Consider the following 24232-nt stretch of genomic DNA (forward strand, 5'->3'; position numbering starts at 1 on the left):
GACAACGACGCGTCGCCGTGCGGCCGTTGTGGCGGAGCCGGAGTTCGTCGAGCCGGTGGACGCGGTGGAGGGCGGCTGGGTGACGGTCTCCTCCGGGGCGGTCGCCAACCTGACGACCCTGCTGCGGTGGGGTGCCTGGCTGCTGCTGATCGTCGGCCCGCTGCTCGGGATCCTCGCGTTCATGCGGCCGACGACCGCGGCCACAACGGCCCCGCCCGCGCCGAAGACAACGGCGCCGGCAACGGCGGCGGACACGGCGGGCCCAGCAGGCTTCGCGCAGCTGTACGTCGCGGCGTACGTCGAGGCCGGAAAGGGCACCGAGGCGTCGCTCGCGCCGTACTACCCGCAGATGCGCAATATCTCGCTGGAGGCGACCCCGCGCATCCAGCAGGCCGACCGGCTTGCGGCGGTACGCGTAACGAAGGTGTCGTCCGGCTACTGGTCGGTGACCGTCGCCGCGCGCATCACCTCGCAGGCGAAGGCCTCCAAGAAGACGACCACGGCGGACACCGAGACCGCGTCCGGCGAGGTGCTGCGGTACTTCCAGGTTCCGGTCAAAGCGGGTTCCGGGGGCGGATACATCGCGGCCGCGCTGCCCGCCGAGGTCGCCGCGCCTTCTGCCGGTGACGGGCTGGAGCTCGACTACGGCTCGCCCGTGCCGGCGGACACGCACGATGCCGCCACCGCCGCGGTGGGCGAGTTCCTGGCCGCCTACCTGACCGGGTCCGGGGAGCTGGACCGCTATCTGTCGCCGGGCACCGACCTGGCCGCAGTCTCGCCCGCCCCCTACGAACGGATCGAGGTCTCCCAACTCGCCGAGCAGGGCGCCGGCTTCCCGATGGACGCCCCGGCCACGGAGGGGGCGAAGCGGCAACTGCTCGTCGACATCTGGGCCACCGGCTCGGACGGGCAGGTGCGGCCGTTGACGTACGCGATCGCGCTGAAGGCGCGCGATGGGCGCTGGGAGATCGCCGCGCTGGACGCGGCCCCCGGCCTGAGCACCACCTCGAAGGAGAAGTAATGAACATCGTCATGGCCGCGGGCGTCCTCGGCGACTTCAAGCTGATGAGCGCCGACGTCAAGGACATCCTCGTCAACCTGCTCCCGCCGATCTTCGGCGCCGCATTCGTGCTGTGGGTGTGGGGGAACACCAAGTCGCCGCTGAAGACGTTCGTCGCGTGCATCGCGGCGGGGGCGATCTGGTGGGGCATCGCCAACATGGACATCCTGCGCGACAAGACCGGTGAGGACATCAACCGCGACAAGACCGCGGCCGCCGTCGTGCCGTCCCGCATCGTCGAGGGCAGGCCGGTCGTCGCGGGCGGTGAACAGCAGTGAGCACCCCCGTTGAGGCTCCCACGGCCGAGACTGCGGATCTGGTGGGCCGCTGCTACACGCACGCGCGCCGCCACCCGCTGGTGATCGGCCGGTTCCCGGGCGGCGGCCGGCTGTGGGGCGGCCCGTACACGATCCCGCAGGCGATCGTGATGGCCGGCTCATTTGTCGCCCTGATCGTGTTCAGGCCGCTGTGGGCGCACTTCGGGCTGCTGGGGAACGTGGTCATCGCGTTCGCGCTGCCGTACGCGCTGGGGTTTGTGGTCCGCAAGGTCAACGTCGACGGCCGCAATCCGCTTGCGGTCGCCGGCAGCGTGCTCGGGCTGATGGCCGCCCCGAGCTTGGGCCGGATGGGCGGTCGTCCGCTGAAGGGTCTGGGCCCTCGCTCGGTGTACGGGATGTGCACCGTCACCTGGCAGACCCCGGCCGCGCCGATCCGGCTGCCCGCGGCTTCGGTCCTGCAGGACAAGCCTGTGAATCGAGACAGTACGTCGGCTTTCGCCGGCGCCCTCGCGGCCGGGACGAGCAGCAACTCGTGGCAGGCGGCGGGGGGTTCCCCGCGCGGCGTCCAGACCACGGGCCGGCCTCAGGTTCTGTCCGCGGCGGGCGCGCTGCTCGCCGCGCGCACCACCAGCACCACCAGTACGCGAACGAAGGGGGTGTAACACCATGCGGGTTCCTGTGCGGCACCTGTCCGGCAACGTGATCTGGACGGTCCACGGCAGCGTGTGGGCGATCTGGCGGATCGAGGGATCCGCGCACGCCAACGCCTCCCGTCGCGCGAAGGAGCAGCGGCTGACCAGCCTGGAATCGCTGGTCAAGCAGTTGCAGGGGGAGGCGATGCTGCTGTCGCTGTGCCCGCAGGTCAATCCCGCGACCGTGGTGGAGAAGATGTGCGCCGGGGTGGACCTCGCCGCCTCCCCGCGCTACACGCAGCTGGCCCACACCGTGCTGGACCAGCTCGAACAGCTGGAGCTGACGGGGCGTACGGACTGGCTGGCGGTGCAGCTGCCCACCTCACGCCGGCAGGCCGCCGCGGATGCCTTGCGGGCCGCGCGCGCCGAATTCGCCCTTCAACTGGGCCTGTTGCCCGCGCCGGTGTCGGCCGAGGAGGAGCTGGAGCGCCTGGTGCAGGCCGCCGATCTCGCCTCCACCTGGCCGTCGGCGATCCAGCGGCGTCCGGCGACCGAGGCCGAGATTATGTGGATCTACGGGCACAGCGCGCGGCGCGGCGTCATCGAGCCGCTGCTGCCCGAAGGGGACACGGTGCACACCGCGCGCGGCCGCGGCCGTGCGGTGGCTGCGCTCGGCCAGGTCGTGCTCGCCGAGGGCGGGCAGCCCGAGGCCGAGCCGAGGGCCGCGTCGAAGTCGAAGGCGTGGCGCAAGCCGAAGACGCCGATGTTCGAACGGCGCTGGCTGGAGTCGGCCACTGAGTGGGGCACCTCGTATCAGTGCCTGCTGGGCTTGTCCCAGATGCCGGAGTCGTTTGTGTTTCCCGGCTCGGAGTACCTCGCCGACGTCGACCAGTTCCCCTACCCCGTCGACTGGACGGTGCGTCTGGCGGTGGAGAGCGGGTCCAGCGCCGAGGCCAAGTCGCGCCGTCAGGCCCGTGAACTGGCCGGACAGTACAGCGAGTACGACGGCGAGACGGCGGGCGTGCCCGCTTCGGTGGAGAAGGCTGCCGGCGGGATGCACGAGTACCGGGAGCGGCTGACGGCATCGGCCAGCGAGGTCGAGGTGCGGGCCATGACCACGCTGTGCGTGTGGGGCGACACGGCCTCCGAGGCGGAGCGGCGTGCGAAGGAGCTGCGCGGCTACTTCGGCGGCAGTGAGTATGTTTTCGACCGGCCGCGCGGCGAGATGGAGAACCTCTGGTACGGGATGCTGCCCGGCGCCCGCACCCCGCGCGTCAGTGTCGGCTATTCGCAGTACCTGCTGGCCCGGGACTTCGCCATGGCCGGTCCCTTCACCGGGGCCGGGCTCGGCGACGACACCGGACCGCTGTACGGGCTGCAGCTGGCCGGCGGCGGCATGCGGCCGGTGCTGATCGATTTCGCGCGTGCTCCGAGGGAGAACGCGTCCGCGTCGGCCGCGTACGTCGGCGAGCTCGGCGCCGGCAAGAGCGTCGCGCTGAAGGCGGCCGTGTACGCGATCCTCGCTGCCGGACGCCGCCTCGGGGTGCGGGGAAGCCGCGGCCGGGCAGTGATTGTGGACCGTACGCCGAAGCAGGAGTGGGTGAAGTTCGCGCGCGCATGCCCGGGCGAGACGCAGGTCATCACCATCGACAACACCGCCTCCGTCTCGCTCGACCCGCTGCGGATCTTCGACGATCCGCGGGAGGCGCAGCGGTTCACGGAGTCCTTCCTCACGCTGCTGCTGGGGATGTCGCCGATGGACGACGAGGGCATCGCACTGTCGGAGGCGATCGCCTCCGTGCTGGCCGGTCCCTCCCCCTCGATGCGGGTCCTGGCCGAGGAACTGGCCACCCGTGGGGCGGGGGATCCGGCGTCGAAGACGGTGGCGCGGCGCCTGGCCGCGGTCGCCCGCAAAGACCTGGCGCAGGCGCTGTTCGACGAGACGCTGCCGGTGGTGCGGACCTCCGAAGCCGACAGTGTCGTCTTCTCCGTCGCTTCCCTCGCGCTGCCCAAGAAGCGGGAGCTGGAGGGCGACCGTCTGGACCGGCTGGAGTTCGAAAAGACCTTTGGCCGCTCGGTGATGTATCTGATCGCCGCCCTCTGCCGGAAGATCGCGTTCGCGCGCGACGAGGAGTTCACGGCGGTCGTGTGGGACGAGTGCTGGTGGCTGACCTCAAGCCCGGAGGGCTGCGAGCTGCTGCTGGAAGTCGTCCGCGACGGCCGCAAGCACAACTCCGGAGCGTTGGTGGGCAGCCACGACGCCGAAGACATCGGGCCCTCGGACAGCGAGATCGGGCAGGTCATCCTCGGTCTGATCCCCCGCCGGTTCCTCTTCCGCCACACCGACCTCGAACTCGCCCGCCGGGGACTGCGGTTCTTGGGCTGCGACCCCAACGACGAGGACCTAGTCGCCCTCGTGACGACGGGGCTGTCGCCCATCAACGTCTCCGACGATGAGAAGACGGCGCGAGCCGGCGAGTGCCTGCACCGCGACCTCAACGGCCGCATCAGCGGCATGCAGATCCTGATCCCCGCTGACGAACGCGCCGCTGCCCACATCCACTCCCAGCCGCTCCTGGCCGCGGCATGATCCGCCGGGCGGCCAGACGGCCGCGTAGGACAGGCCTCATAGGAGCGCGGCGCACGGACGGGCGGTGGCTGCGGCCCGGGCGTATCTTCGCCGTGGGCGTGAGCATGCTGCTGCTCGCCACCGTGTGCTCGCTGCTCCTGGCGAGCACGGCGGGCGCCGCCCCCACCCCGACTCCCTCACCGTCACACTCCACCTTCGAGCCGGGGCTGCAGCCGACCGCACCCGGGCTGCTGCCGCCCAAGTCCCCCGACGCCACCGCCCCCAGCAACACCGCCGACAGCGGCAACGACACACAGGACAAGGCCGCCAAGGAGACGCCGGCGGAGAAGAAGGCGCGCGAGGAAGCAGAGAAGGAGGCGAAGGCCAAGAAGCTGGCCGACGCGTGGCAAAAGCGCATCGCCCAGTACAAGGCCGACCGCCGCAACGGCGGCGTCCTGTCCGCGTTCGAGGTCACCGACCAGTACGGCAACCCCGTCAGCGCCTACCGGATCTTCTCCGACACCGGCAGCTGGAAAGACTGGGACCTCAAGATCGAGGCCTTCCTGGTCGAGATGGAGTTCCTCGGCACGAAATGGCTCGTCTCCTTCGCCTGCTTCCTCATCGCCTGGAGTCTCAGCTTCAAACTCGCCGGGCTCCTCCTCAAACCGGCGCTGACGGTGTCCGACGCGCTGTACACGAACGTGCTGGTGCAGATCGGCCTGCCGAGCCTGTGCCTGACGTACGCGGGCGTCGTCGCCGGATGGCACTTGATGTTCGGGCGCAAGGCGCGCGGCTGGGGCGAGGCGGCCGCCGCCCTGGTGATCTCCGCGCTGTCCGTCACCACGCTCGCCGCGCCGCCTCAGATGCTGCTGTCCGAGCAGCACGGCGCGGTCGGCAGTGCCCGCGCCCTGGCCGTCGAGGTCGCCGCGCTGATCCTGGACAACCAGGACCTCGACACGAACAAGCCCTCCACGGTCAACAGCGCGGAGCAGGGTACGGGCGGCTGGGAGTCCCCGGACGCCAAGAAGCTGTCCCGCCCGATCACCGACGCCCTGGTCGACGCCTTCGTGGTCAGGCCCGCGATGCTGCTGTCATACGGGCAGACCTTCGAGGGCAAGTGTGCCAAGGACTTCCAGGAGTCCCGCATCGAGCAGGCCGTCGCCGACCAGTGGCTCGACGGCATCCTCAACTCCGGGCAAAACGCGCTGCGTGAGAACGTCCCGTGGATCGGCGGCACCCTCGGCGACCTCATGCAGAGCACCACCCAGCTTCCCAACGACATCATCAAGGAGAAGGTCCAGGCCAAGGGCCCCATCGCAAAGTTCGAGAAGGCCTGCGTCAAGGGCGGCAACGCCGCAGCGCTCAAGAGGGCCAGCATGGACAAGGTCGGCGGCGCCTTCTTCATGGCGATCGCCGCCCTGCTGGTCTGTCTGTTCATCACCGTGCTGGACGGATCGTTCCTCTACGCCCAGTTCTGCATCGCGAAAGAGGCGATGATCGCGAAGGTCGCCCTGGCTATCGGTGTGCTGCCCGGGCCAGGACGCTCCTGGCTGACGTCCAGAGCCACCACCATCCTGCGCTACCTGTGGCTGATGGTCCTCGCGGTCGGCGCGCTCGCTGTCTTGATCGTCGTCATCACCGCCATCATCAACGCTCCCGAAAGGGACATCCCCGGCGGCGTCACCGTCCGGTTCGTCGTCATCGACATCACGTGCATCTCCGCGTTCAGCTACCGCAAGAAGCTGGTGCACGGCGCGGAAAACCTCTCTCTGCGGGCCCGCGCCCGAATCGGCAGCAGCATTTTCGGCGGCGGCACCCCCACGGATCTCGGCCAGCACACCCCGAGGCGCAGCATGGGCCGCAAGCTCCTGGTCGGCGGCATGATGCTCGGCGCACTCGCTGCCAGTGGTGGCGCAGCAGGAGCGGCGTACGGGCACGCACGCGGCAGCACCGCGCTCGCCGCACGCCTCGTCCGCGGCACCGGCCGGATGATCGGCGGCACCGCGAGAGCCGCAGCCGGCACCACGAAGGCCGCCGCCAGGGGCGGCCTGAAGCTCGGCAAGGTCGGACTCAAGTCCACGCTCGGCCTGCCCGTCTACGGCCCGCGCGCCGCCCGCCGTACCAGCGCTGCAGTCACCGCCGTGCCCGCACGGGTCGCGGGCGGCGTCCAGAGTCTCGGCCAGCGCCTGGGCCAGATTCAGCAGCAATACGCCCCGACCGTCCAGAACTTCGCAGGCGAGTACCGGCACAACCTGCGCTCGGTCGGACGCCTGATCCGCGGCCGCCGCCCGCTCGGCCCCTTCACCCCACCGCGGCCCCCTGCCCCAGCCCGCCCCGCTGGCGGACGCCCTGCCCCGGGACGCCGGCCCGTTCCCGCTGCCGCGCGCCCCGTACGTCCCACGCCCGTGGTGGCGCCCGCCGCTCCGCAACGGCGTCCGGTGCCGCCCCGTGTGCCGCAGGCCCCGGCCAGCCCGGCGCAGGCCGCACTGCAGATGCGGCTGCACCGCATTCGCAACCGCCAGGCCACCCCGCCGACCACCCCGGCCACTCCCCCGGCCAGCGCTGTGCCGACTCCGCGTCGGGCACCCGCCCGTGCAGCGCGGCCTGCTCCCCGTCGCCGCGGCGGTGCCCGGCCTTGACCGGTTCGAAGAAGACCCTGCTCGCCTCCGCGGCGCTCCTCACACCGATCGGGTTCGTCCTTGGAATCTGCATCCTGTTCGTCGCCGCCGTGGCCGGAGGCGCGGCCGAGCACGAGGGCGAAACCGGCGATGGCACCGCCCTGACCGCGCAGGGCGTGCCCGCGAAGGTGGACGGCGTGAACGCGGTGATGCTCGCCGCGTACAGCAGCGCGGCCGAGCGCATCACTTCGCTGCGCCCCAAGTGCTCCGGGATGCGCTGGTCAGTGATCGCCGGAATCGGCAAGGTGGAGAGTAACCACGCCGCAGGCCGGGCGATCGCCGCGAACGGAGACATCACGCCGCGCATCCTCGGTCCCCGTCTCGACGGCAGCGGCGTCGGCGGCAACACCACCGCCTTCCGCGATACGGACGGCGGGCGCTGGGACGGGGACACCGCGTACGACCGGGCAGTCGGCCCAATGCAGTTCATCCCCTCCACATGGGAAGGCCCGTCCGGCGCGGACGGCAACAACGACGGCGTGAAAGACCCCAACAACGCGTTCGACGCCGCACTCGGCACCGCCCTGTATCTGTGCGGCACCGGCAAGAGCGACCTGAGCAACGACGCGCAACTACGCAAGGCAATCCTGCGGTACAACAACGCCGGCTGGTACGCGGACAAGGTCATCGGCTACGTCCGCCAGTACGACCAGCTCGCCCCCGCCGTCACAACCGGCGGCTCGGCCGTCGGCGGGGAGGCCGGCGCCGTCATCGCGGCCGCACTCGCCCAGCAGGGCACCCCGTACGTATGGGGCGGCGGTGACATCCACGGGCCGACCCAAGGCGGATACGACTGCTCCGGGCTGATGGTCTACGCCTTCTACAAGGGAGCCCACGTCACGCTCCCGCGCACGTCACAGGCCATGCGCAGCGTGGGGACGAAGGTGGCCCGCACCGACCTGCAGCCCGGCGACCTGATCGTCTTCAACAACGACGGAAACTGGGGCCATGTCGGCCTCTATATAGGGGGCGGAAAGATGGTGAACGCCCCGCGGACCGGGAAGACGGTGGAGAGCGTGGTCGTCACCAACGGCTACTGGACCGGGTTCGACTGGTCAATTCGGCGCGTCTTGTGACGCTTTGAGCACTCCGGATCTCCACCATCCTGGAGTTCGGGGCCAGTGGAGCAGCCGATATCGGCTGCTCCACTGGCCCCCAAGGCCGTAGGCGATGGTGATGCGTGGGCTGGTCCGTACGCGGAACAGGTCAAGCTGCCCCGGTGGACGGGAGTTGTCGCCTCGACCGGAGCGGCCGCGGGCGTTCACCGGTTCTCCGGCCGCGGGGCCTCGTTGTGCACACCGCGAGCCGTGCCCTGATGTTGTCCGGGCGAGACACGGCGATCTGGGATCGCCGCTGCCCTGGCCCGTCTACTTTTCTGGGGGTGGCGGCAGCTGCTCTGCGACCTCGATGTAGTGGTAGTACTCCCAGTCCGGGCGGAGCTCCTTGGCCCGGGTGGTGAAGGTACGCCAGGCTTCCACGGCACCGGGCAGATGCGCGGTGGCGCGGTAGAGGATGAGGGCGTGCTCGGGCATCTGGGATGCTTCCCGACAGTCGACACTGTCGACCCAGGCGCTCAGCACGGCCGTCAGATCCTCGGTGTTCAGGAACGGGGCACATGTCAGCACGGCGTCCTTGCACACGGCTTCGGCGGTTCGGAAGGACTTAGCGTCCTGGAGCATCCCGGCGAGTTTCGGCACGAAGTACCGTCCCGGGCGGCGCGCAATCACCGCGGCCTTCGGTAGCAGGGGGAGCTGGCGGAAGACCGGTTCGAGCGCGGGCAGCAGAGCGCGCACCCCGTCGACCGCCACGAGCGACAGCAGGGCCAAGTGATGGGGGGCCAGTGAGCTGGCGAGCGGGTCGATGCCTGCTACGACGCCATTGATCTGGTCGCGGAGCACGGGGTCGGTCGTTTCCCAGAACAGGTCGAGGTGACCGAGACGGCCCACCGCGCGCAGTTGCACGTCGGCTGGCTTCTGGCTCAGCTCCGGGACGAGGTGACGCAGTTCGTTCCTGACCAGGTCTCGGTCGCGGCGGGCAAAGGCGGTCAGGCAGACGGCGGCGCGATCCGCGATCGCCTTGGCGCTAAGGTCCTTCGCCTCGATCTCCAGCAGGGCGTGCTTGGTGACAAGCTGGACGAGACGGCGGCGGACGGCGGACCGCCTGACCTGGTCGTAGTAGGTCTGCGCGATGAAGTCCTCGCCGATGAATGCAGTGTCGGCGAGCAATGTCTGGATCCGGGCGACGACCTTGGCGCCCTGGCTGGGGCTGTGGACAAACAGCGCGTCGAGCGCCACCGCGAGGTGGGCCCGCGCGTCCTCCAGGCTAGGGGCGAAGACGTCGCCGAGCGGGCTGAGTGACGGGTGGGCGCACAGGTTGCGGTCCAGGCGCAGCTGGTCGAGTTTGCGGTGCTGGACGGCGTCTATCAGTTCCATAGTCAGCGCCGTCTCCAGGAGGCGCCCCGTCTCTACGTCCTGCATGGTCCTGATCGCCGCGGCGTCGGTCTTGCCCTGCACCTTCTCGATCTTCTCCACGAGCTGCTTCGCCTCGCCCTCTCCGTCGTCGGCGAGGCGACGCAGCTTTTCGATCACGTCGGCGCAGACCGCAGTCCAGGTGAGCACGATGGCAGCACGCGCGGAGCCGGTGGCATAGCACCGATGCGCCTCGACGATCAACGGGCGGACTTCCGGAGACCAGCACGCGGCAACGCGTTCCTCAAGGTTGATCACTTCTGTTCGCCTTCCGATGGGGCCCGCTCGGGGCTGCTGGATCGATGGCCATGCGGCAAACGCACTGGATCTGGCGGCGGCTCGGACCGCTACTCGGTCACCTCGGCCGGTGCCGGAGCACCCTCCTGCTGGGCGCGCAGCACACCGACGGTCAGCCGCAGAGGCTCTTGCTGGGGGTGGCTGGTGACGAGGTCCATCAGATAGGCGTCCATGGCGGGCGGGCGGTCCTCCAGGGTGAGCGGGTGCTCGGGGTCGGGGTGCGCGAGGACGGCGAATGAGAGGGCGCGGGCGAGGATTTCCGGGCCGGTGCCGCCGTAGCCCCAGGTGACGTCGTCGTGGCTGTAGCGGGGGTCGGTGGGCAGGATGTCGCACCGACCGTCCGGGAGCAGGACGAACGCAGTCATGCTGCCGCGGGTGGCGGCGATTTCGGCGTCGTCGGGGTACGGGGTTGCGGGCAGCGCGCGAGGGCGTTCGACGGCCACGGTGCCGGTGGTGGGGTTGTGCAGGACCAGGCGGCCGAAGGGGTCGTAACCGGTGCGCAGGCCTTCGAGGTCCTTCTCCCACAGGTGGCCGCGCAGGGCGGCGGCCCGGTGGGCGTCGCCGGCGGCCGGACCCCACCAGGAGACGGCGGCGAGGTAGGCGTGTTCGGCGTCGCCGGGCTCTGTGATGGCGCGCGGGGCGGGGCCGGGGTCGTCGACGAGCGTGGGGTCCAGCAGGTGGCGGGTGCTGACCAGTTCAGGCTCGGCGGCGGCCAGGGCATCGCCGAGGTCCGTATCGGCGTGCGGGCCGCCGGTCTCGGCCTGGTCAGCCAGCGCACCGGCCAGGGCGCGCACCGCCGTCAGGGCCCGGTGCACGGCGCCGGTCGACAGCTCACGGTCGGCCAGGTCGGCGTAGCGGATCAGCAGCTCGTGCTCGTCGGGGCCGGGCCGATAGAAGCGACGTTCGACCAGGCGCGCGCCCGGGTCCCCGGCGTCGGCGTGCTGGCGGTAGTCCTCGGCGACCGTGCGGGCGTCGGGCATCAGGACCCGCACGGCAATGCCCAGGGCCTCGGCGGTGCGGGCCGCGGCATGATGCCCGCCGTCGGCCAGCAGGCCGAGCGCGGGCAGGCCGGGACGGGCGCTGTCCCCGGCGAGCAGAGCCTGGCGGTAGGCGTGCAGGCGGGTGATCCGGCGCAGCTGGGCACCCAGGCCACGCGGATCGAAGTTGATGACGGCCGGACGGTGTCCGGCGGCCAGCGCGGTAACCACCGCGGCGATGTAGGTGCCGGGCGGGAAGTCGAGATCGGGTTCGGTGCCCAGGACGCGGGTGAGCTGGGCGGGCTGGATGGTCTGCCAGACGGGCTGCTCGAACTCGCCGGTCCAGGTGTCCCGGCTGCCGCGCCGCAGGAGGGTGTCCAGCAGTCCGCCTCCGGATACGCGGGGGAAGGCGAAGCTGACGTACTGGACCTGGAGTTCGGGGCGGGGAAAGCCGCGCGGCCAGAATCCGAAGTACCAGGCGCTACGCGCTTCGCCGACGCCAAGGTGCTTGGCGGCGATGGCGCGGGCCACGGTCTCAGCGTAGTTGGTGATGATGCCGTGCGACTCCGCCAGGGCGCCGTAGAGCACCACAGTGCGGCGGGTGCCCGCCGCCGGTCCCCGCCAGATCCGCACGTGCACCCGGGGCGCCTCGTCGAACCAGACGCCGGGCACGGTGAGCACCTCGTCCACCTCCAGGCGCAGCGGGACGTCCGGCGCCGGGACCGTGTCCCAGTCGGGGGTGGGCGGCCGCCCGGTGGACGGGTCGCGGCCCGCGAGGGCCAGTTCGATGTCAGCCGCCCGCCACAGGCGGGTCCGCCCGGAGCGGCCCAGCGGCCGCGGAAGTTGGCCGAGTTCCACGAGCTGGTCGACGCGCTGCCGGGTCACGCCGAGCCGCTTGGCGATCTGCGGGCTGGTGTAGAGCTCATCCAGGCTCACGCCGCGCCCCCTTCCTCTCTCGGCGCAAGCACGCGCCATGCTGAGCTTGTTCTTTATCTACCAAGACCTTCCGGGCTTGCCGATGGCCTTGAGGGTCTCGGGGCGTTTGACGGTTTTGCCGACGTCGTAGCGGGGTGCCCGGTGTTTGTTCTTGGCGCCGGGTGGCCGTCCGGGTCCGGTGCCGCGGGGTTTGGGAACTCGGGTCGGGCAGGCGAGGTGCGCGCGGATGTTCCGGAACCCTCGGCGGACCCGGGCTGGGGTGAGCCGGTCGGAGGCTGTGGGTTTCTCCCAGGGCCGGCGGAGGTCGGTGGCGAGGGGCCGGGCGAGCCGGAGCTGGGTGTGGGCGACGATCAGAATCCAGGTCCAGCGGTCCGCCGCCTCCGGAGTACGGAGTTTCGGGGTGGTCCAGCCGAGTGTCTGCTTCGCGAAGCGGAAGGTGTGCTCCAGGTCGAAGCGGCGGAGGAATGCCTGCCAGAAGCGGTCCACGTCGTCGGGGGTGGCGCCGGTCTTGGAGGACCATAACCACACGGGCGGGGCATCCCGGTCCTTCGACAGGTGCTCGACCTTCAGCCGGATCAACGTGCCCTCGACCAGCGGCAGTTCGCCGTCGTGGTCGAGCCATGAAGAGCGGTGGGTGAGCCGGGGATGGACCCGGTCCCACGCCTGGGTCTCGGCCTTGCCGTAGTTGGTGGTGTCGGTGACTGTGGTGATCGCGGGCTCGGGCCAGGTCTCCGGCTTGGCGAAGCGGAACTCCGGGCCGTGCTTGGGCGGCCGGCCGTTGACCCCATGCATCCGCGGTGGCTTCGGCAGCCGCATCACGCGGTCGGAGCGGACCCGGCCGACCAGCTCGACGGGGAGGTCACGCAGGACCCACGCCAGGCGGGTGACGTCGTAGCCCGCGTCGCTGACGATCAGGATGTCCGGGTTCCCGGCCTGCCACTGGCCCGCGTCGATGAGCCGTTCAACAACTCCGCGGAGCTGGGCGGCGGTGACCGCGGTCGCGTCATCCGCCGGGCCGAGCCGGACCGTGTCCAGGATCGCGGTCCAGGACGTGGCGCCCGGTTCCAGAGCGGCCACGAAGGAGTAGGGCCAGCCAGGAATGAACTGCGACGCGGTTTTCGCCCGGCCGTAGACGTGGCAGAACAGTCGCTCCGCCGAGCACGGCGCGTCCGAGCGGAGCCACGGCGACACATCGACCGCCAAGACCAGGCGCTCGCCGTCGAAACGCGGCAGCGGCAGCCCGGCCAGTACCGCCCGCAGCCGGCCGACATCGATCCGGCCGTGGTTCAGACCGCCATACATCGCTCCGTGCCCACGCCGATGCTCGGGCAGCAGCGTCAAGTCCACCGGGGACTTCACCGCACCGTCCGCACACAGCACCGCGTCCGCCAGCTCGAACAACTCATCGCGTCGAGCGGCCAGGCACTCGTAGAACTCAGCCCGGAAGCGTGACGCTTCCGCGAACGCTTCCCTCCGGCCAACGTCAAGCAGCAGACTCATCCTCACGGCCTTCGTCTTGATTGGTGCACCTTGGTCGGAGCACAGGATCAGACGAAGGCCGCCCCCACATCCGGCCAATCCCCAGGTGAGGAACCCAGTTCGAGGCCGCTTTCGAGTGGGAGGCAGGGCTTGAAACGCAGGAGCGGCAGGCTCACGCAGAAATCAGGCGCCCCACCACTCGCCGGTGCCGCAGCCGACTTCGTAGTGCCACCATTCCTCCGTCTGCCCTCGTGCCAGGAGAGCCTTGATGCTGGCGAAGTCCGCGCCTGCTGGCACAGTGAAAGCCACCATGGGGAAGTCCTCACTGAAGACCTCACCTCCAAGCCCGAACGGCGAAAGTCGCTGATGGACCGCCCGTGGGCTGTCACCCAGGGGACCAGTGGGTATGGGCACGACACGGATCGTGCAGTTACCGGAGGAGCTGACCTGTCCGACGGCCCAGTGGAGCCCGTCGGAATCGGTCTGGTACTTCACCACGTCGCCCTCGGCCACCCCGTCTTGAAGGAAAGGGGCATTCTCGACACGGGCCGTGCCGTCGCTTAGCTTCGTCGCCCACAGACCCTCGGTGTCCTGCGGGAACCACCCCTCGCGGGGGACGAACCGGAACCAGACCTTGATCGTCTCGACCACGCTCTCCATGACGGTCATCATGCGCCAAGTGCCAACGACACCTCACACCAGGTCTGAACTGGAGATCAACCCGCTCCGTCACGGGACAGCCGGAAGTTAAAGAACAAGCTGAGTGTCTGTCAGCAAATACCTTCCCACTCCAACTTGCTTTGAAGCAAGGAGACTCCGAGAGAATTAGCAATGAGGCACCTCTGCGACCCCGCGGAGCGCGACAGCGCAAGGCGACGCCGCGTCATGCCCGGTTTCGGGTGTGATACTGGTGGGCTCGCGTATTCAACTGTCGCGAGTACTGCTGCCCAAGCGTGAGTGCAGTCACTGTTTGTGCTGGAGAATAGGCTGCTGTTCGGCGCGGGTGATGCCGTCCAGGGTGAGGCGGACGACGCGGCTGAGCGGCTGGGCGTAGAGCAGGACGATGCTCCCCGCGACCCTGGCTCGCAGGGGCAGGCTCGGGTCGGTGAGAAGGCGGCCGATCAGCTCAAGGCGCCCGGTCTGCGGCATCGGTGTGGCCCCGCTGATCTGTACTGGAGGCAGCCGGAAGGGCCGGGTGAGCTTGCTGGCTGAACACCACTGCAGGAAGCACCGGATGGTGTTGCGGGCGTATTCGTTGTGCTCGGCGTGCCAGGCGTCGATGCCGGTCTGTCCGCAGGTGGCGAGGGTGTGGTCCCGGCCACGACCCCGAGCTGGGCGTGGCGATCGGGGTCGGCGCGGTGGTCGTGGCCCTCGTCCACGAGCTGCTCGGAAAGTGAGCCGGTCGGCTACGGGCGGCGCGTGCCGCGCGCGTCGTATCGCCGCAAGTTCAGAAAATTCGGCCCCGGCGGTCACATCCGCGCGTTCCCCGGTCCTTGCGGTAGGCGGAACCCTCCCCCGTGCCTGCTCGCGAAAGGCGGCCCATCATGACGGACTCCATCGGCCCGATGCCGGGTGCCGAGCACCGTGCCGGGCTCGCACCGCACGCTGCCGCGCCGGGCGCACCTGATGCCGGCTTCTGGTGGGAGGACACGTGCCGCCAGGAGCGCCTGGACGCCGAGGTGTACCCCGACTCGGCAAGGGCTCACTGGGACATCCCGAGCCTTGTCGACGCACGCGCCGCGTGGGGTTGGCTGCGCTGGCAGATCCCTGTCGGGGAACAGGGTCTGCCGGTGTCGCTGCAGATCGGGGTGCTGCCACCCACCCCGTCCCATTCCGTCAGACTGGCCCGGAGGTGGCTGCTGCGACGTCCGTATGGGCTTCTTGTACTCAGCCTCCCCGTACCCATATTCGTGGCCGCGGTGATGAGCTTCTGGGCCGGGCTCTACCTGCTGAGCACCGGGGTTCCGTGGGTCATCGTCGTCCTCGCCGGGTTTCTCGTCGCATGGAGCGCCTCTGCTCTGCCCCGCGCCCTCGACCTCATGGCGCGTCGCTGGGTGCGCGTGGTGGAGATAGAGCCGACCCGCGAGCGTCTGACGCGCCTGGTGGTCCTTCACAACCAGGTGGTCGGAGCAGCAACAGCCGCTCCGGTCCCCGAGCTTGCGCACGCCGTCCGCCTCTGTCGCCGCGTGCTGTGGGACGCAGCCGGCCTGCTGACCAATCCCGCCAGTCACAGTGAGTCCCAACTGCTCTCGTACGAGGAACTGCTCACATCGCTCGCCGATCAGGCCACCCAGACTGCGGCGACCTGGCAGGACCTGGAACGCGCCGTTGTCAGCACCGACGCCTCGAACGGCTCATCCGTGGGCACGGGCGAGGGAGAGAGGGCTTCCGCGGAGACGTCGCTGCTGCCACTGGAGGCGTTGTCCGAGGCGACCAGCGTGCTTTGCGAGCTGGCCACCGCGCAGAAGTACGCCGCTGCCCGCCTCATGGCCCTGAGCGTTCAGACCATCACGCAGCCGGAGGATCAGATGCCGTAGCGCTCTGGTTTGGGAGTGCGGGACATGAGCTGGCTCGCAGCGTCCTGGACTGTGATCTGGCCGTCGATGACTGTGGCGACGACTTCGGTGATGGGCATCTCGACATCGTTACGGCGGGCCAGGTCGAGGATGGCTCTGCAGGACTTGACGCCTTCGGCGGTTTGACGGGTGGCGGACGTGGCCTGGGCGACAGTCATGCCTCTGCCGAGGTGCTCGCCGAACGTGCGGTTGCGGGAGAGCGGCGAGGCACATGTGGCGTGGAGGTCGCCGACGCCGGAGAGGCCGGAAAAGGTGAGCGGGTCGGCGCCGAGGCACTCGCCGAGGCGGGCGGTCTCCGCGAGGCCGCGGGTGATGAGGAGGGATTTGGCGTTGTCGCCCAGGCCCATGCCGGTGGCGAGGCCGACGGCGAGCGCGATGACGTTCTTTACGGCGCCACCGAGTTCGCAGCCCGTGACGTCGGTGGCGGTGTAGGGGCGGAAGTACGGGGTGAGACAGACGGCCTGGAGTGTCTTGGCGGCGGTCTCGTCGGTGCAGGCGATAACGGAGGCTGCGGGCTGGCGGGCGGCGATCTCGCGGGCGAGGTTGGGGCCGGAGATGACTGCGACGCGCTCTGCGGGGATGCCAGTGACCTCCGTGATGACCTCGCTCATCCTCAGGCCGGAATGGGTTTCGATGCCCTTCATCAGGCTGACCACCACGGCGGTCGTGGGGATGCTGGGCGCCCAGGCGGTCAGGTTGGTACGCAGTGTCTGGGCGGGGATCGACGCGACGACGTGGTCAGCGCTGTCGAGGGCTTCGCGCGGGTCGGTGGTGGCGCGCAGCGCTGCGGGCAGCGCGATGCCGGGCAGGTAGCGAGGGTTCCGATGGGCGGTATTGATCGCGTCGGCGATCTCGGGTCGACGGGCGTGCAGTGTGACGTCGTTGCCCGCGTCGGCCATCACCATCGCCATGGTCGTGCCCCACGATCCTGCGGAAAGCACCGCAACCCGGTTCATCCTGTTCCTTCGCTTTCGGTGGTGTTCGGCGACCCTAGCGGCCGGTCGGAGGGGGTGGCGGACAGGGGACGGCGCAGCGTGACGACGACGGCGCGCCGACGGTCGAGGCGGGGCAGCATGCGGTGGGCCTCGGCCAGCATGCGGTCTGTCTGGTCGTTGCCGAGTTCGCGGCGCAGGTCGTCTTCGTGGGCGCTCCAGAGCCGGTACACGCGGCGCCACAGGGCCGGTTCGTCGGGCCGGTTATCGATGTGCTCGACGATGAGTCCGCCCGAGCGTGCCTGTGAGCCGATGGCGTGGCGGACGCCGTCGGGCAGAACGCGGGTGATGACGGCACGGCCGCCGGGGGTGAGGATGCGGTGGAATTCGGTGAGCGCCGCGACGCGATCGCCGGCATTGAAGAGGGCGTCGACGCAGACCAGACCGTGCACGTGTTCGTCGGGCAGTCCGGTGGTTTCCAGGCTGCCCACGGTGAACCGGGCGCGGTCGGCCGGGACGAAGTCGTTCTGGCGCTCGGTGGCGAGTCGGACGGCAGTGGCGGAGACGTCGATGCCGACGAGGTTCACGTTCAGGGCGCGGGCCAGCCACAGGCCGGCGCCGCCGGTGCCGCATCCGATGTCGGCGAGGACCTGTCCGGGGCGAAGCTGCAGGCGGCCTACCAGAGCACCCAGGAGCGTCCAGTCGCACGAGCTGCTGGGGGCGACTTCGGCCGGATAGGCGTCGCCCATCGCCTGCGCGTACAGCCGGGAGACGAGGGGGCTGGCAGCGCGGGCGGCGTGGAACTCGCCATAGTGCGCCGCCTGTTCGCGTTCGCGGTCGGAGAAGGTGGTCATCGCGGGATCGCCCTCCGCGTACGGGAGCCGGCCCCGGGCGCGACGACCTTCACGGCGGCGATCGGCTCGTCCGTGCCCGACAAGGCGACGGCGATCGGCTCATGGCCGGAAACGGTCTGGATGCGCGTGGCGATGTCCTGGGCCTGGTCAGCGAAGGCGCCCTCGGCGCCGGGCCCGTATGCCACGTGGCGCCAGGGATGAAAAGCCTTCGCGGGCTGAGGTGAGGGAGGGCTGGTGTCGAAGACCTCATCGCGGGAGACGAGGTCGTCGCGGGTGCCCGCGATGCAGGTGAGGCGGGACTGCGCGGCCTCGGTGATGGCCCGAGCCAGCGCGATGCCCGGGTCTGCGTGGCAGCCGGAGCCCGCAAACCAGGCCGGATAGGCCTCGGACCACAGGTACGCCAGACACACCGGGATCCCGTACTGACTTTCCAGGAGGGCCAGTTCAAGCAGGACGTGCTGGTCCTGCAGGCGGTCGATGAGGGTGCGGGCGTACGGGTCGTCGACGGTGGCCGGGTCGACGAGGCGGCGCAGGGCTCCATCGCGGTTCTCGTCGGTGAACAGCACATCGCGCTCGATGACCTCGTACATCGCGTGCAGCAGCGCCTCGTCTCGTGTGTTGCCGCAGGCGAGGCCGGTGCTCGTGGCGCGCATGGGGTCGGGAGTCCACATGGTGCGGGGTGCCCGGGAGATAAGGCTCGTGGGGATCAGGGTGGGACGGCCGGTGGTGAGCCCGGTGCCGCTCGTCCACTCCAGCGGGAGGCGCTCCAGGTCGGCGTGCGGTACACGTACCGGCAGTGAGAGCAGCGGGTAGGGCAGACCGATGTCCCGCGCGGTGCCGAGCTGGTCGACGGTCAAGGGCTGTTCGGCGTGCCACAGCTCGATCGCTTCCATGACGGCGGAGATCGCGGCGAGCCGGTCGGTGGCGCCTTTGCCCTGGGAGGCGGCGAGCGTGTGCCCGTTGGGGCGAATCGCGGTCCACACAGGTAAGCCGAGGTGGTCAAGGCCTGTCAGGTCGGCGACGCGGGTGATGCCGTAGCGGGGCAGGTGGGGGGCGAGGGCGGTCCAGGTGCCGTCCGGAGTGCGCGCGCGGACGGTGCCGTTGAGCCGGATCGTGTCAGTGGGCATCGGTGGCCGCCTCCGTCGCGGGCTCGAACTGCTGGGGCTGGTCGTTCAGGAAGCCGGCCATGAAGGCCTTCACGGTATCGGTGGCCTGCGCCGCGCTGCGGAAACCGCGGGCGGCGGCCGCGTACTCCAACTCGACAGGCCGGCACCGCCACAGCTGCTCGAGGGTGTACTGGGCCTCGGTGTCCTTGATGGTTTCGGGCATGAAGCCGGGGATCGTGCGGCTGGCCTTGTCGTTCGCGGCGAGGTAGCGGGCCACGGCCCTACGGTCAGGGGCACTTTCGTTCACCAGCAGCCGCTTCACGGCTGCCTCGTCACCAACGTCGACGGGGATACGGAAGACGGCGTGGACGGGCAGCGGGTCGCGTTCTTCGCTGGTCAGTCGGATCATGCGCTCGGCCAGCGGCATCCCTGTCCCGCCGTCGTCGGGGTGGCGCGAAAGGTGATCGAGGTGGTCGTGCCACACGTGGGGGAAATCGGGGTCGAAGATCTGCTGGTAGCCGACACGCAACGCGGTGGGCAGCTCGATGCCGTCCACGCGCTCGGTCGCGAAGTACGCGCGCCAGCGCCGGAAGTACGGCGTATCCCAGTGCAGGCCGCCCGCCCGAACCTGGAGCGCCGGCTGAATGCCGGATAGCGCGGCGCGAAGGGCCTTGAGGGCGTCGAGGCGCTTGAGGTCGCCGAAGTACGGGTCCACAGTGCGCCGTTCATGGATCCATGTGGTGAGGGCGGTGGCGTAGTGGCGGTGGCAGACGGCTCGGAGCGCGGGCGTCGTGCGCTGCGGGTAGTAGAGGGTGCGGAACTCGTCGAGCAGCATCGTGGCCGTGGCCGCGGAGACCACGCCGTCCTGTGTGGCGAGGTCGAGGATGTAGCGGAGGTTGACGAGCGGCCACGTCAGCGCGTGCTGGTCGTCGTCCGGGTCCTGGCCGACGGCGACCTCGTCGTCGGCGGTGAGTTCGCCGGTCAGGTAGCGGCGAAAGATGGCGCCCACCCCGCGCATGCCGAAGCGGTGCAGTTCGGCGGCGCGCAGGGCGCCGATACTCGCGGCTCCCAGGACGTGTACGCCGCGGGCGAGGGTGGCGAGGATTTCCTTGTGCCGCAGGGCGGCCGTCTGGTGGTAGAGGCCGTCGATGATGACCACCGTGTCGGTGTCGGCGATCGCTTCGTCGAACAGGTCGCCGTGGCGTATCGCGGGCAGAAGGCGTACGGACGGGTCGCTGAGCAGCGGTTCGTCTCGGGGCAGGGTGGGCCCGACGTACACGTGGATCATGTCGCACTCTCTCGTAGTCCTGGGCCTTCAACGGGTGGAGGTGCCCTCGCCGTGCTGCGTGGCCGAGGGCACCTCCGTGGTGCTTGGGTCGCGGTGCGGGAGGCGGTCCTCATTTCCATGCCGCTCCGCGCGCCGGGACCAGGTGCTAGATCACCGATCCCTCGGCCGGGTCAGGGACCCTCGTCCTCCACGTCCTCGATGCGGACGACGCTGGAGGGGGCGATGATTGCGGCGACGCCGGGCGCTTCGGCCCACACGGGCCTGCCCTGGGCGGCGGCCTCAGACTTGGACTTCTCCACGGGGCTTCTCCTTTCTGTGCGGTGAGAACAGCGCGGGCGGGATGCCCATGCCGGTGGCGCGACCCTCGCCGCTCGCTGCGGCGGGGGTGGTACTGCGGGCCCGGTGGCTGGATGCTCACCAGGTCCGCTTCCCGCCCTGGTCAGGACGGGAAGTGCGGAAGCTGTGACCCGGCACCGGGGCGTGCCCACCGGGGGAATGAGCGCCGCCCCGGTGCCGGGCTTCTGGGACCCGCCATCCCCGAGACCTCATGTATCGGGGAAGGGGCGGGAGTTGATGTCAGCCGCCGTATCCGCGCAGCACGATCGCGCGGTGCCGACGGCTGAGGCTGTACATCTCGCAGTGGGCCCATCCGTAGCCGAGGGGCTCGATCTGTTCCTCGGTGAGCCGGCGGTGGAACGGATCCGGAGCGGCGTCCTGCTCGGTGTCCGCGGCCTGGCCCTCGTCGGCGTCCTGGCGGTCGACACGGACGAGCGCGTAGAAGGTGCCCGAGTCTGGGTCGAGCCAGCGCCCCACGTCAGTCAGCAGCCGCGCGTATGCGAGGTAGGGGAGCGCAAAGCGGCAGGTGACCAGGTTGAGACTGCCCGGCAGCAGGTCCCGCAGGATGGCTTCGCCGTCGATGTCCCATCGGGCATACGTCAGCCGGTCGCGCAGGCCCGCGGCGTTGGCCTGCCGCAGCGCCTCGGCGGAGAAGTCGTAGCCGGTCACGGTCAGTCCCCAGGCGGCGAGTTGCCGGGTCCACTGGCCGCTGCCGCAGGCGAGGTCGACAGCGGTCATACCCGGACGTGGGGCGACGCGCCCGTAGAAGCGGTCGCACTCTTTGTGGCTGACCACGCTGGGGTGGCCGGTCCTGTACCAGCGGTCCCAGTCGGCGGGCGACAGCCGAAGTTCGTCGGTCATCATGCGGTGAGCTCCAGGGGGTCGTCGACGACGCGGACGCGACGCAGCCGGGCGATGCGGAAACGGCGGTCGACGACCTCGCCAGCGGGCACGCCGAAAGGGTTCACGGGCTGGGGCTCGACGGGCTGCTCGGGGACAAGCTCGCTCAGCGCCGCATACGGCTCGCGGATCGGCAGCCGCAGCGGACGGCTGTCAGGGAAGGCCTCGATCGTCATTAGTCACTTCCGAACAGGACGACGGGGACGATGAACGCGGCGACGGTCACGACGATCAGGACCTGCAGGGTCCACTGGCGCCAGCCCCAGCGGCGCTCGTCCATCCAGCGGATCTGGCGCCTCATCGGGACTCCGGGATGATGAGACCGAGGAAGGAGAACTGGTCGCCGATCCAACGCAGTTCACGCTCGTACAAGGCGTCGTCGGGGCTGATCACGTCGCGGGAGATGGCGATCACACCGTCTGCGAAGCCCTCGTGCAGCAGGCGGCGGGCCATCAGCCACCCGTTGCGCTGCTGCGGCGGACGCGCGTCGTCGGGGGCCTCGTCGTGGATCTCGTACTTCACCCGCCACGTGCCCTCGGCGTACGAACGGAGCCGGGCATAGTCCGGGCCGGGGTCGCCATTGGGCTGGGGCTGTGCGTAGGCGATCACGCGCAGCGTGCGAGCGCGGCCAGGGTGCTCCACCGCGGCCCGCATGAGGTTCTTGCGTAACTGCAGCAGCCGGAGCCGAGGGTCGGGCTGGGCGCGGTCCTGGGCCTGGTTCAGCCACCGGGTCATTTCGTTGTCCCTGTCCATCCAGTCCAGGGCGTCGCCGGTCGATGTGGCGCCGAGCGGCGGGACGTGGGTCATGCGGGCACCTCCCCCGGCAGCAGGTGGGCCCGGACCGTCTTGCCGCGGCCGTTCTCGGAGAGAATCCAGGTCACATCCGCCCCGAGCCGGCGGACGTCCCACAGGCCGCGCCCCTTCTCGCCGCGGATGGCGGCCGCGCAGTCGGGGAACTCGGGGCTCGGATCGCTGACGTCGATGAGAAGCTCGTCCTTCTCGGTGACGGCCAGACGCACCTGCATCTGCGCGCTCGTCCCGGTGACGGGGGCGGCGTGGACGACGGCGTTTTTCGCAAGCCTTGCCAGGACCTCGACCGCGGCCGCCTGGTTCCCTGTCCAATTCAGCATGGTCAGATACGTGTAGGCGTCCGTGCGCACCTGCCGCAGACTTTCCGGGCGCAGCGTGTACGAGCGGGCCCAATGTCGGTCGACGGGTGCGTTGATGGGAACAGGGACCGCGGCGGCCCGACCGCCGACATCGCTGCGCATGCGCGGGCTGCTGTGCCGCCCGGCCTGGGGATACGCGGCGAATGCCGGTACGCCGAGGAGCCACACCCGCAGCGCGGTCCGGTCTCCGGGGTGCCAGGCGATCTCCTGCTCGGCGGGGGCAACGAGGCCAGCGGCTTCGCCATTGGTGAGGATCTGCTCGACCGTGCGCCAGCCGGTGCGGCGGCGGCGCGGTACGTCGAGCGGCGCCAGGTCGTACAGCTCCTGGACGACCGTCCAGCCCTTCCGGACGGCGAAGTCGCTCAGCACTGTCAGCGTGCTGACCGCGATCGTCGAGTCGCAGCTGCTGGTGTAGAGCACCACGTGAGCCCGGTCAGAGGTAGGGACCGCGCCCACGATTTCCCGCTGCAGGCAGCCCTCGGGCGGTGTGCCGGGAGGCCAGCACGCAACTGGGTTCGCTGCGGGCCGCATCACGCCGCTGGGTGATAAGTCCCGCGCACGGGCTCGCCCGCTGGCAGCCGTCAGTCTCTTCGTGGACATCGCGCCCACTCCCCTTGATCAACTCAATGCCACTAGGTCACTACATCCCGTGATGCAATCCCAATTAGAGTCCCCCATGCAATCCCATGAGACAAGCCCATGCATCGAATTGGCCCCTGACGGGGCACCTTTGAAGAAGGGGTGATGGGGCATGCCTAACGGCCCGTCGCGCAATGAGGCAGACTTGCAGCAGGCAAACCCACGACGACAACGCAGGCGGGGAGGGCGACGGGTGAGCGATCCGAACGGGCCGACGGTCCGCCGTCGGCGCCTTGGCGGTGAGCTGCGCCGACTGCGCGAGCACGCAGGGAACGACCAAGCCGCGGCAGCCGCCCATCTGGAGTGCTCCACATCCAAGATCTCGCGGCTGGAGACAGGGCAGGGCCTCGCAAAGGCCATGGAGATCCGAAGCCTGCTGGACCTCTACGGTGTCACCGACGAGAGCGAGCGGGCCAAGATCCTCAAGCTGCACAAGAACGCGGCCGAGGTCGGCTGGTGGGAACAGGCAGAGTTCGAAGAGATCTTGCCCAGCGGGCTCGGCGTGTACGTAGGACTTGAGTACGACGCTCGAGCCGTCCAGGAGTGGGGGCTCGGGTTCGTGCCCGGCCTGCTCCAGACAGAGGACTACGCGCGAGCGGTCTTCGCCTCGTTGCCACTGCGCCCACAGGATGAGATCGAACGGCTCGTGAAAGTCCGAATGCAGCGGCAGAAGCGGCTCCCTCAGGCCAATGGCCCGCTGGAACTGTGGGCCGTCATCGACGAGCCCGTGCTCCGTCGGCCGATCGGCGGCCCGGCGGTGATGCGTGCGCAGCTCAAAGCGCTGGCGGAATCGGCCGCCCAGCAGAACATCACGGTGCAGGTGTATCCGGCGAACAAGGACGTGCACCCCGGGCTCCGGGGCTCGTTCAGCCTGTTGGAGTTCGGCCCGGCAGACCCCCGTATCGGCTACGTGGACAGCCCGAGCGGGAACGCCTTCCTCGAGAAGGACAAGCAAGTCCGCGCTCTCGTCGCCACGTTCGATCGCCTGCGAGCGGGCGCGCTCGACCCTGAGGAGTCAGCGACGCTCCTGAACACCCTGGCCGCAGAGGAGAACTAGT

General features: G+C 69.9%; 23 protein-coding genes. 8 read left to right on the top strand and 15 right to left on the bottom strand.

From position 1 onward, the window contains the following. Window positions 1-28: 28 nt before the first annotated feature. From OG199_RS43760 to OG199_RS43785, 6 genes are all read left to right on the top strand, one after another. Window positions 29-1021: a conjugal transfer protein gene (locus OG199_RS43760; protein WP_405834894.1), complete on the top strand. Its 993-nt coding sequence runs from the start codon at window positions 29-31 to the stop codon at window positions 1019-1021. Continuing rightward, window positions 1021-1338 carry a hypothetical protein gene (locus tag OG199_RS43765; protein ID WP_266943912.1) on the top strand — a complete coding sequence of 106 codons (318 nt, stop codon included), beginning with the start codon at window positions 1021-1023 and terminating at the stop codon, window positions 1336-1338. Before OG199_RS43760 ends, OG199_RS43765 begins: the two co-directional genes overlap by 1 nt. Continuing rightward, window positions 1335-2000: a hypothetical protein gene (locus OG199_RS43770; RefSeq protein WP_331727730.1), complete on the top strand. Its 666-nt coding sequence runs from the start codon at window positions 1335-1337 to the stop codon at window positions 1998-2000. Before OG199_RS43765 ends, OG199_RS43770 begins: the two co-directional genes overlap by 4 nt. A 4-nt stretch (window positions 2001-2004) precedes the next feature. Beyond that, window positions 2005-4560: an ATP-binding protein gene (locus tag OG199_RS43775; protein WP_331727733.1), complete on the top strand. Its 2556-nt coding sequence runs from the start codon at window positions 2005-2007 to the stop codon at window positions 4558-4560. Window positions 4561-4652: 92 nt separating this feature from the next. Further along, window positions 4653-7178: a hypothetical protein gene (locus OG199_RS43780; RefSeq protein WP_331727736.1), complete on the top strand. Its 2526-nt coding sequence runs from the start codon at window positions 4653-4655 to the stop codon at window positions 7176-7178. Beyond that, complete coding sequence (locus OG199_RS43785; protein WP_331727739.1) at window positions 7175-8293, top strand: NlpC/P60 family protein; 1119 nt, start codon at window positions 7175-7177, stop codon at window positions 8291-8293. The genes OG199_RS43780 and OG199_RS43785 overlap by 4 nt, the downstream gene beginning before the upstream one ends. 291 nt (window positions 8294-8584) lie before the next feature. On the opposite strand, the gene OG199_RS43790 is transcribed toward OG199_RS43785, so the two are convergent. The 5 genes from OG199_RS43790 to OG199_RS43810 all read right to left on the bottom strand — a co-directional run bounded on the left by OG199_RS43790 (window position 8585) and on the right by OG199_RS43810 (window position 14523). Beyond that, entirely contained in the window at window positions 8585-9943 is a 1359-nt protein-coding gene (locus tag OG199_RS43790; RefSeq protein ID WP_331727742.1) for a hypothetical protein, read from the bottom strand. Window positions 9944-10032: 89 nt separating this feature from the next. Continuing rightward, window positions 10033-11895, bottom strand: coding sequence for a hypothetical protein (locus OG199_RS43795; RefSeq protein ID WP_331727744.1), 1863 nt, complete (start codon window positions 11893-11895; stop codon window positions 10033-10035). 57 nt (window positions 11896-11952) lie between these two features. Next, on the bottom strand, window positions 11953-13395 hold the full coding sequence (locus tag OG199_RS43800; protein WP_331727747.1) for an NF041680 family putative transposase: 1443 nt from the start codon (window positions 13393-13395) through the stop codon (window positions 11953-11955). 162 nt (window positions 13396-13557) lie between these two features. After that, window positions 13558-14034 (bottom strand): DUF4265 domain-containing protein, encoded by a 477-nt coding sequence (locus tag OG199_RS43805; protein WP_405834897.1) that lies wholly within the window; start codon window positions 14032-14034, stop codon window positions 13558-13560. A gap of 303 nt (window positions 14035-14337) precedes the next feature. Beyond that, window positions 14338-14523 carry a hypothetical protein gene (locus OG199_RS43810; protein WP_331727753.1) on the bottom strand — a complete coding sequence of 62 codons (186 nt, stop codon included), beginning with the start codon at window positions 14521-14523 and terminating at the stop codon, window positions 14338-14340. A 395-nt stretch (window positions 14524-14918) separates the two neighbouring features. Between OG199_RS43810 and OG199_RS43815 the strand changes: the two genes are divergently transcribed. Further along, window positions 14919-15911 carry a hypothetical protein gene (locus OG199_RS43815; RefSeq protein ID WP_331727756.1) on the top strand — a complete coding sequence of 331 codons (993 nt, stop codon included), beginning with the start codon at window positions 14919-14921 and terminating at the stop codon, window positions 15909-15911. Here the strand turns inward: OG199_RS43815 and OG199_RS43820 are convergent. From OG199_RS43820 to OG199_RS43865, 10 genes are all read right to left on the bottom strand, one after another. Continuing rightward, window positions 15899-16906 carry an NAD(P)H-dependent glycerol-3-phosphate dehydrogenase gene (locus OG199_RS43820; protein ID WP_331727758.1) on the bottom strand — a complete coding sequence of 336 codons (1008 nt, stop codon included), beginning with the start codon at window positions 16904-16906 and terminating at the stop codon, window positions 15899-15901. The genes OG199_RS43815 and OG199_RS43820 overlap by 13 nt on opposite strands. Beyond that, window positions 16903-17736 carry a class I SAM-dependent methyltransferase gene (locus OG199_RS43825; protein WP_331727760.1) on the bottom strand — a complete coding sequence of 278 codons (834 nt, stop codon included), beginning with the start codon at window positions 17734-17736 and terminating at the stop codon, window positions 16903-16905. Before OG199_RS43825 ends, OG199_RS43820 begins: the two co-directional genes overlap by 4 nt. Further along, window positions 17733-18863, bottom strand: coding sequence for a YcaO-like family protein (locus tag OG199_RS43830; RefSeq protein ID WP_331727763.1), 1131 nt, complete (start codon window positions 18861-18863; stop codon window positions 17733-17735). Before OG199_RS43830 ends, OG199_RS43825 begins: the two co-directional genes overlap by 4 nt. Further along, window positions 18853-20130, bottom strand: a complete 1278-nt coding sequence (locus OG199_RS43835) for a TfuA-like protein (protein WP_331727766.1) — start codon at window positions 20128-20130, stop codon at window positions 18853-18855. The genes OG199_RS43830 and OG199_RS43835 overlap by 11 nt, the downstream gene beginning before the upstream one ends. Window positions 20131-20300: 170 nt before the next feature. After that, the gene (locus OG199_RS43840) at window positions 20301-20429 is read right to left on the bottom strand and encodes a hypothetical protein (protein WP_331727769.1); all 129 of its coding nucleotides are present in this window, start codon (window positions 20427-20429) and stop codon (window positions 20301-20303) included. Between the two features lie 277 nt (window positions 20430-20706). Continuing rightward, window positions 20707-21330: a class I SAM-dependent methyltransferase gene (locus OG199_RS43845; RefSeq protein ID WP_405834901.1), complete on the bottom strand. Its 624-nt coding sequence runs from the start codon at window positions 21328-21330 to the stop codon at window positions 20707-20709. Further along, window positions 21327-21542 carry a hypothetical protein gene (locus OG199_RS43850; RefSeq protein ID WP_331727774.1) on the bottom strand — a complete coding sequence of 72 codons (216 nt, stop codon included), beginning with the start codon at window positions 21540-21542 and terminating at the stop codon, window positions 21327-21329. Before OG199_RS43850 ends, OG199_RS43845 begins: the two co-directional genes overlap by 4 nt. Then, entirely contained in the window at window positions 21542-21667 is a 126-nt protein-coding gene (locus OG199_RS43855; RefSeq protein ID WP_266943946.1) for a hypothetical protein, read from the bottom strand. Before OG199_RS43855 ends, OG199_RS43850 begins: the two co-directional genes overlap by 1 nt. Next, window positions 21664-22173: a hypothetical protein gene (locus OG199_RS43860; RefSeq protein ID WP_331727777.1), complete on the bottom strand. Its 510-nt coding sequence runs from the start codon at window positions 22171-22173 to the stop codon at window positions 21664-21666. The genes OG199_RS43855 and OG199_RS43860 overlap by 4 nt, the downstream gene beginning before the upstream one ends. Further along, window positions 22170-22958 (bottom strand): ATP-binding protein, encoded by a 789-nt coding sequence (locus tag OG199_RS43865; protein ID WP_331727779.1) that lies wholly within the window; start codon window positions 22956-22958, stop codon window positions 22170-22172. Before OG199_RS43865 ends, OG199_RS43860 begins: the two co-directional genes overlap by 4 nt. Window positions 22959-23367: 409 nt before the next feature. Between OG199_RS43865 and OG199_RS43870 the strand changes: the two genes are divergently transcribed. Next, window positions 23368-24231, top strand: coding sequence for a DUF5753 domain-containing protein (locus OG199_RS43870; protein WP_331727781.1), 864 nt, complete (start codon window positions 23368-23370; stop codon window positions 24229-24231). The last annotated feature ends 1 nt before the right edge of the window (window position 24232 follow it).

It is taken from the genome of Streptomyces sp. NBC_01176 (assembly GCF_045039825.1).
Taxonomy (GTDB): Bacteria; Actinomycetota; Actinomycetes; order Streptomycetales; family Streptomycetaceae; genus Streptomyces.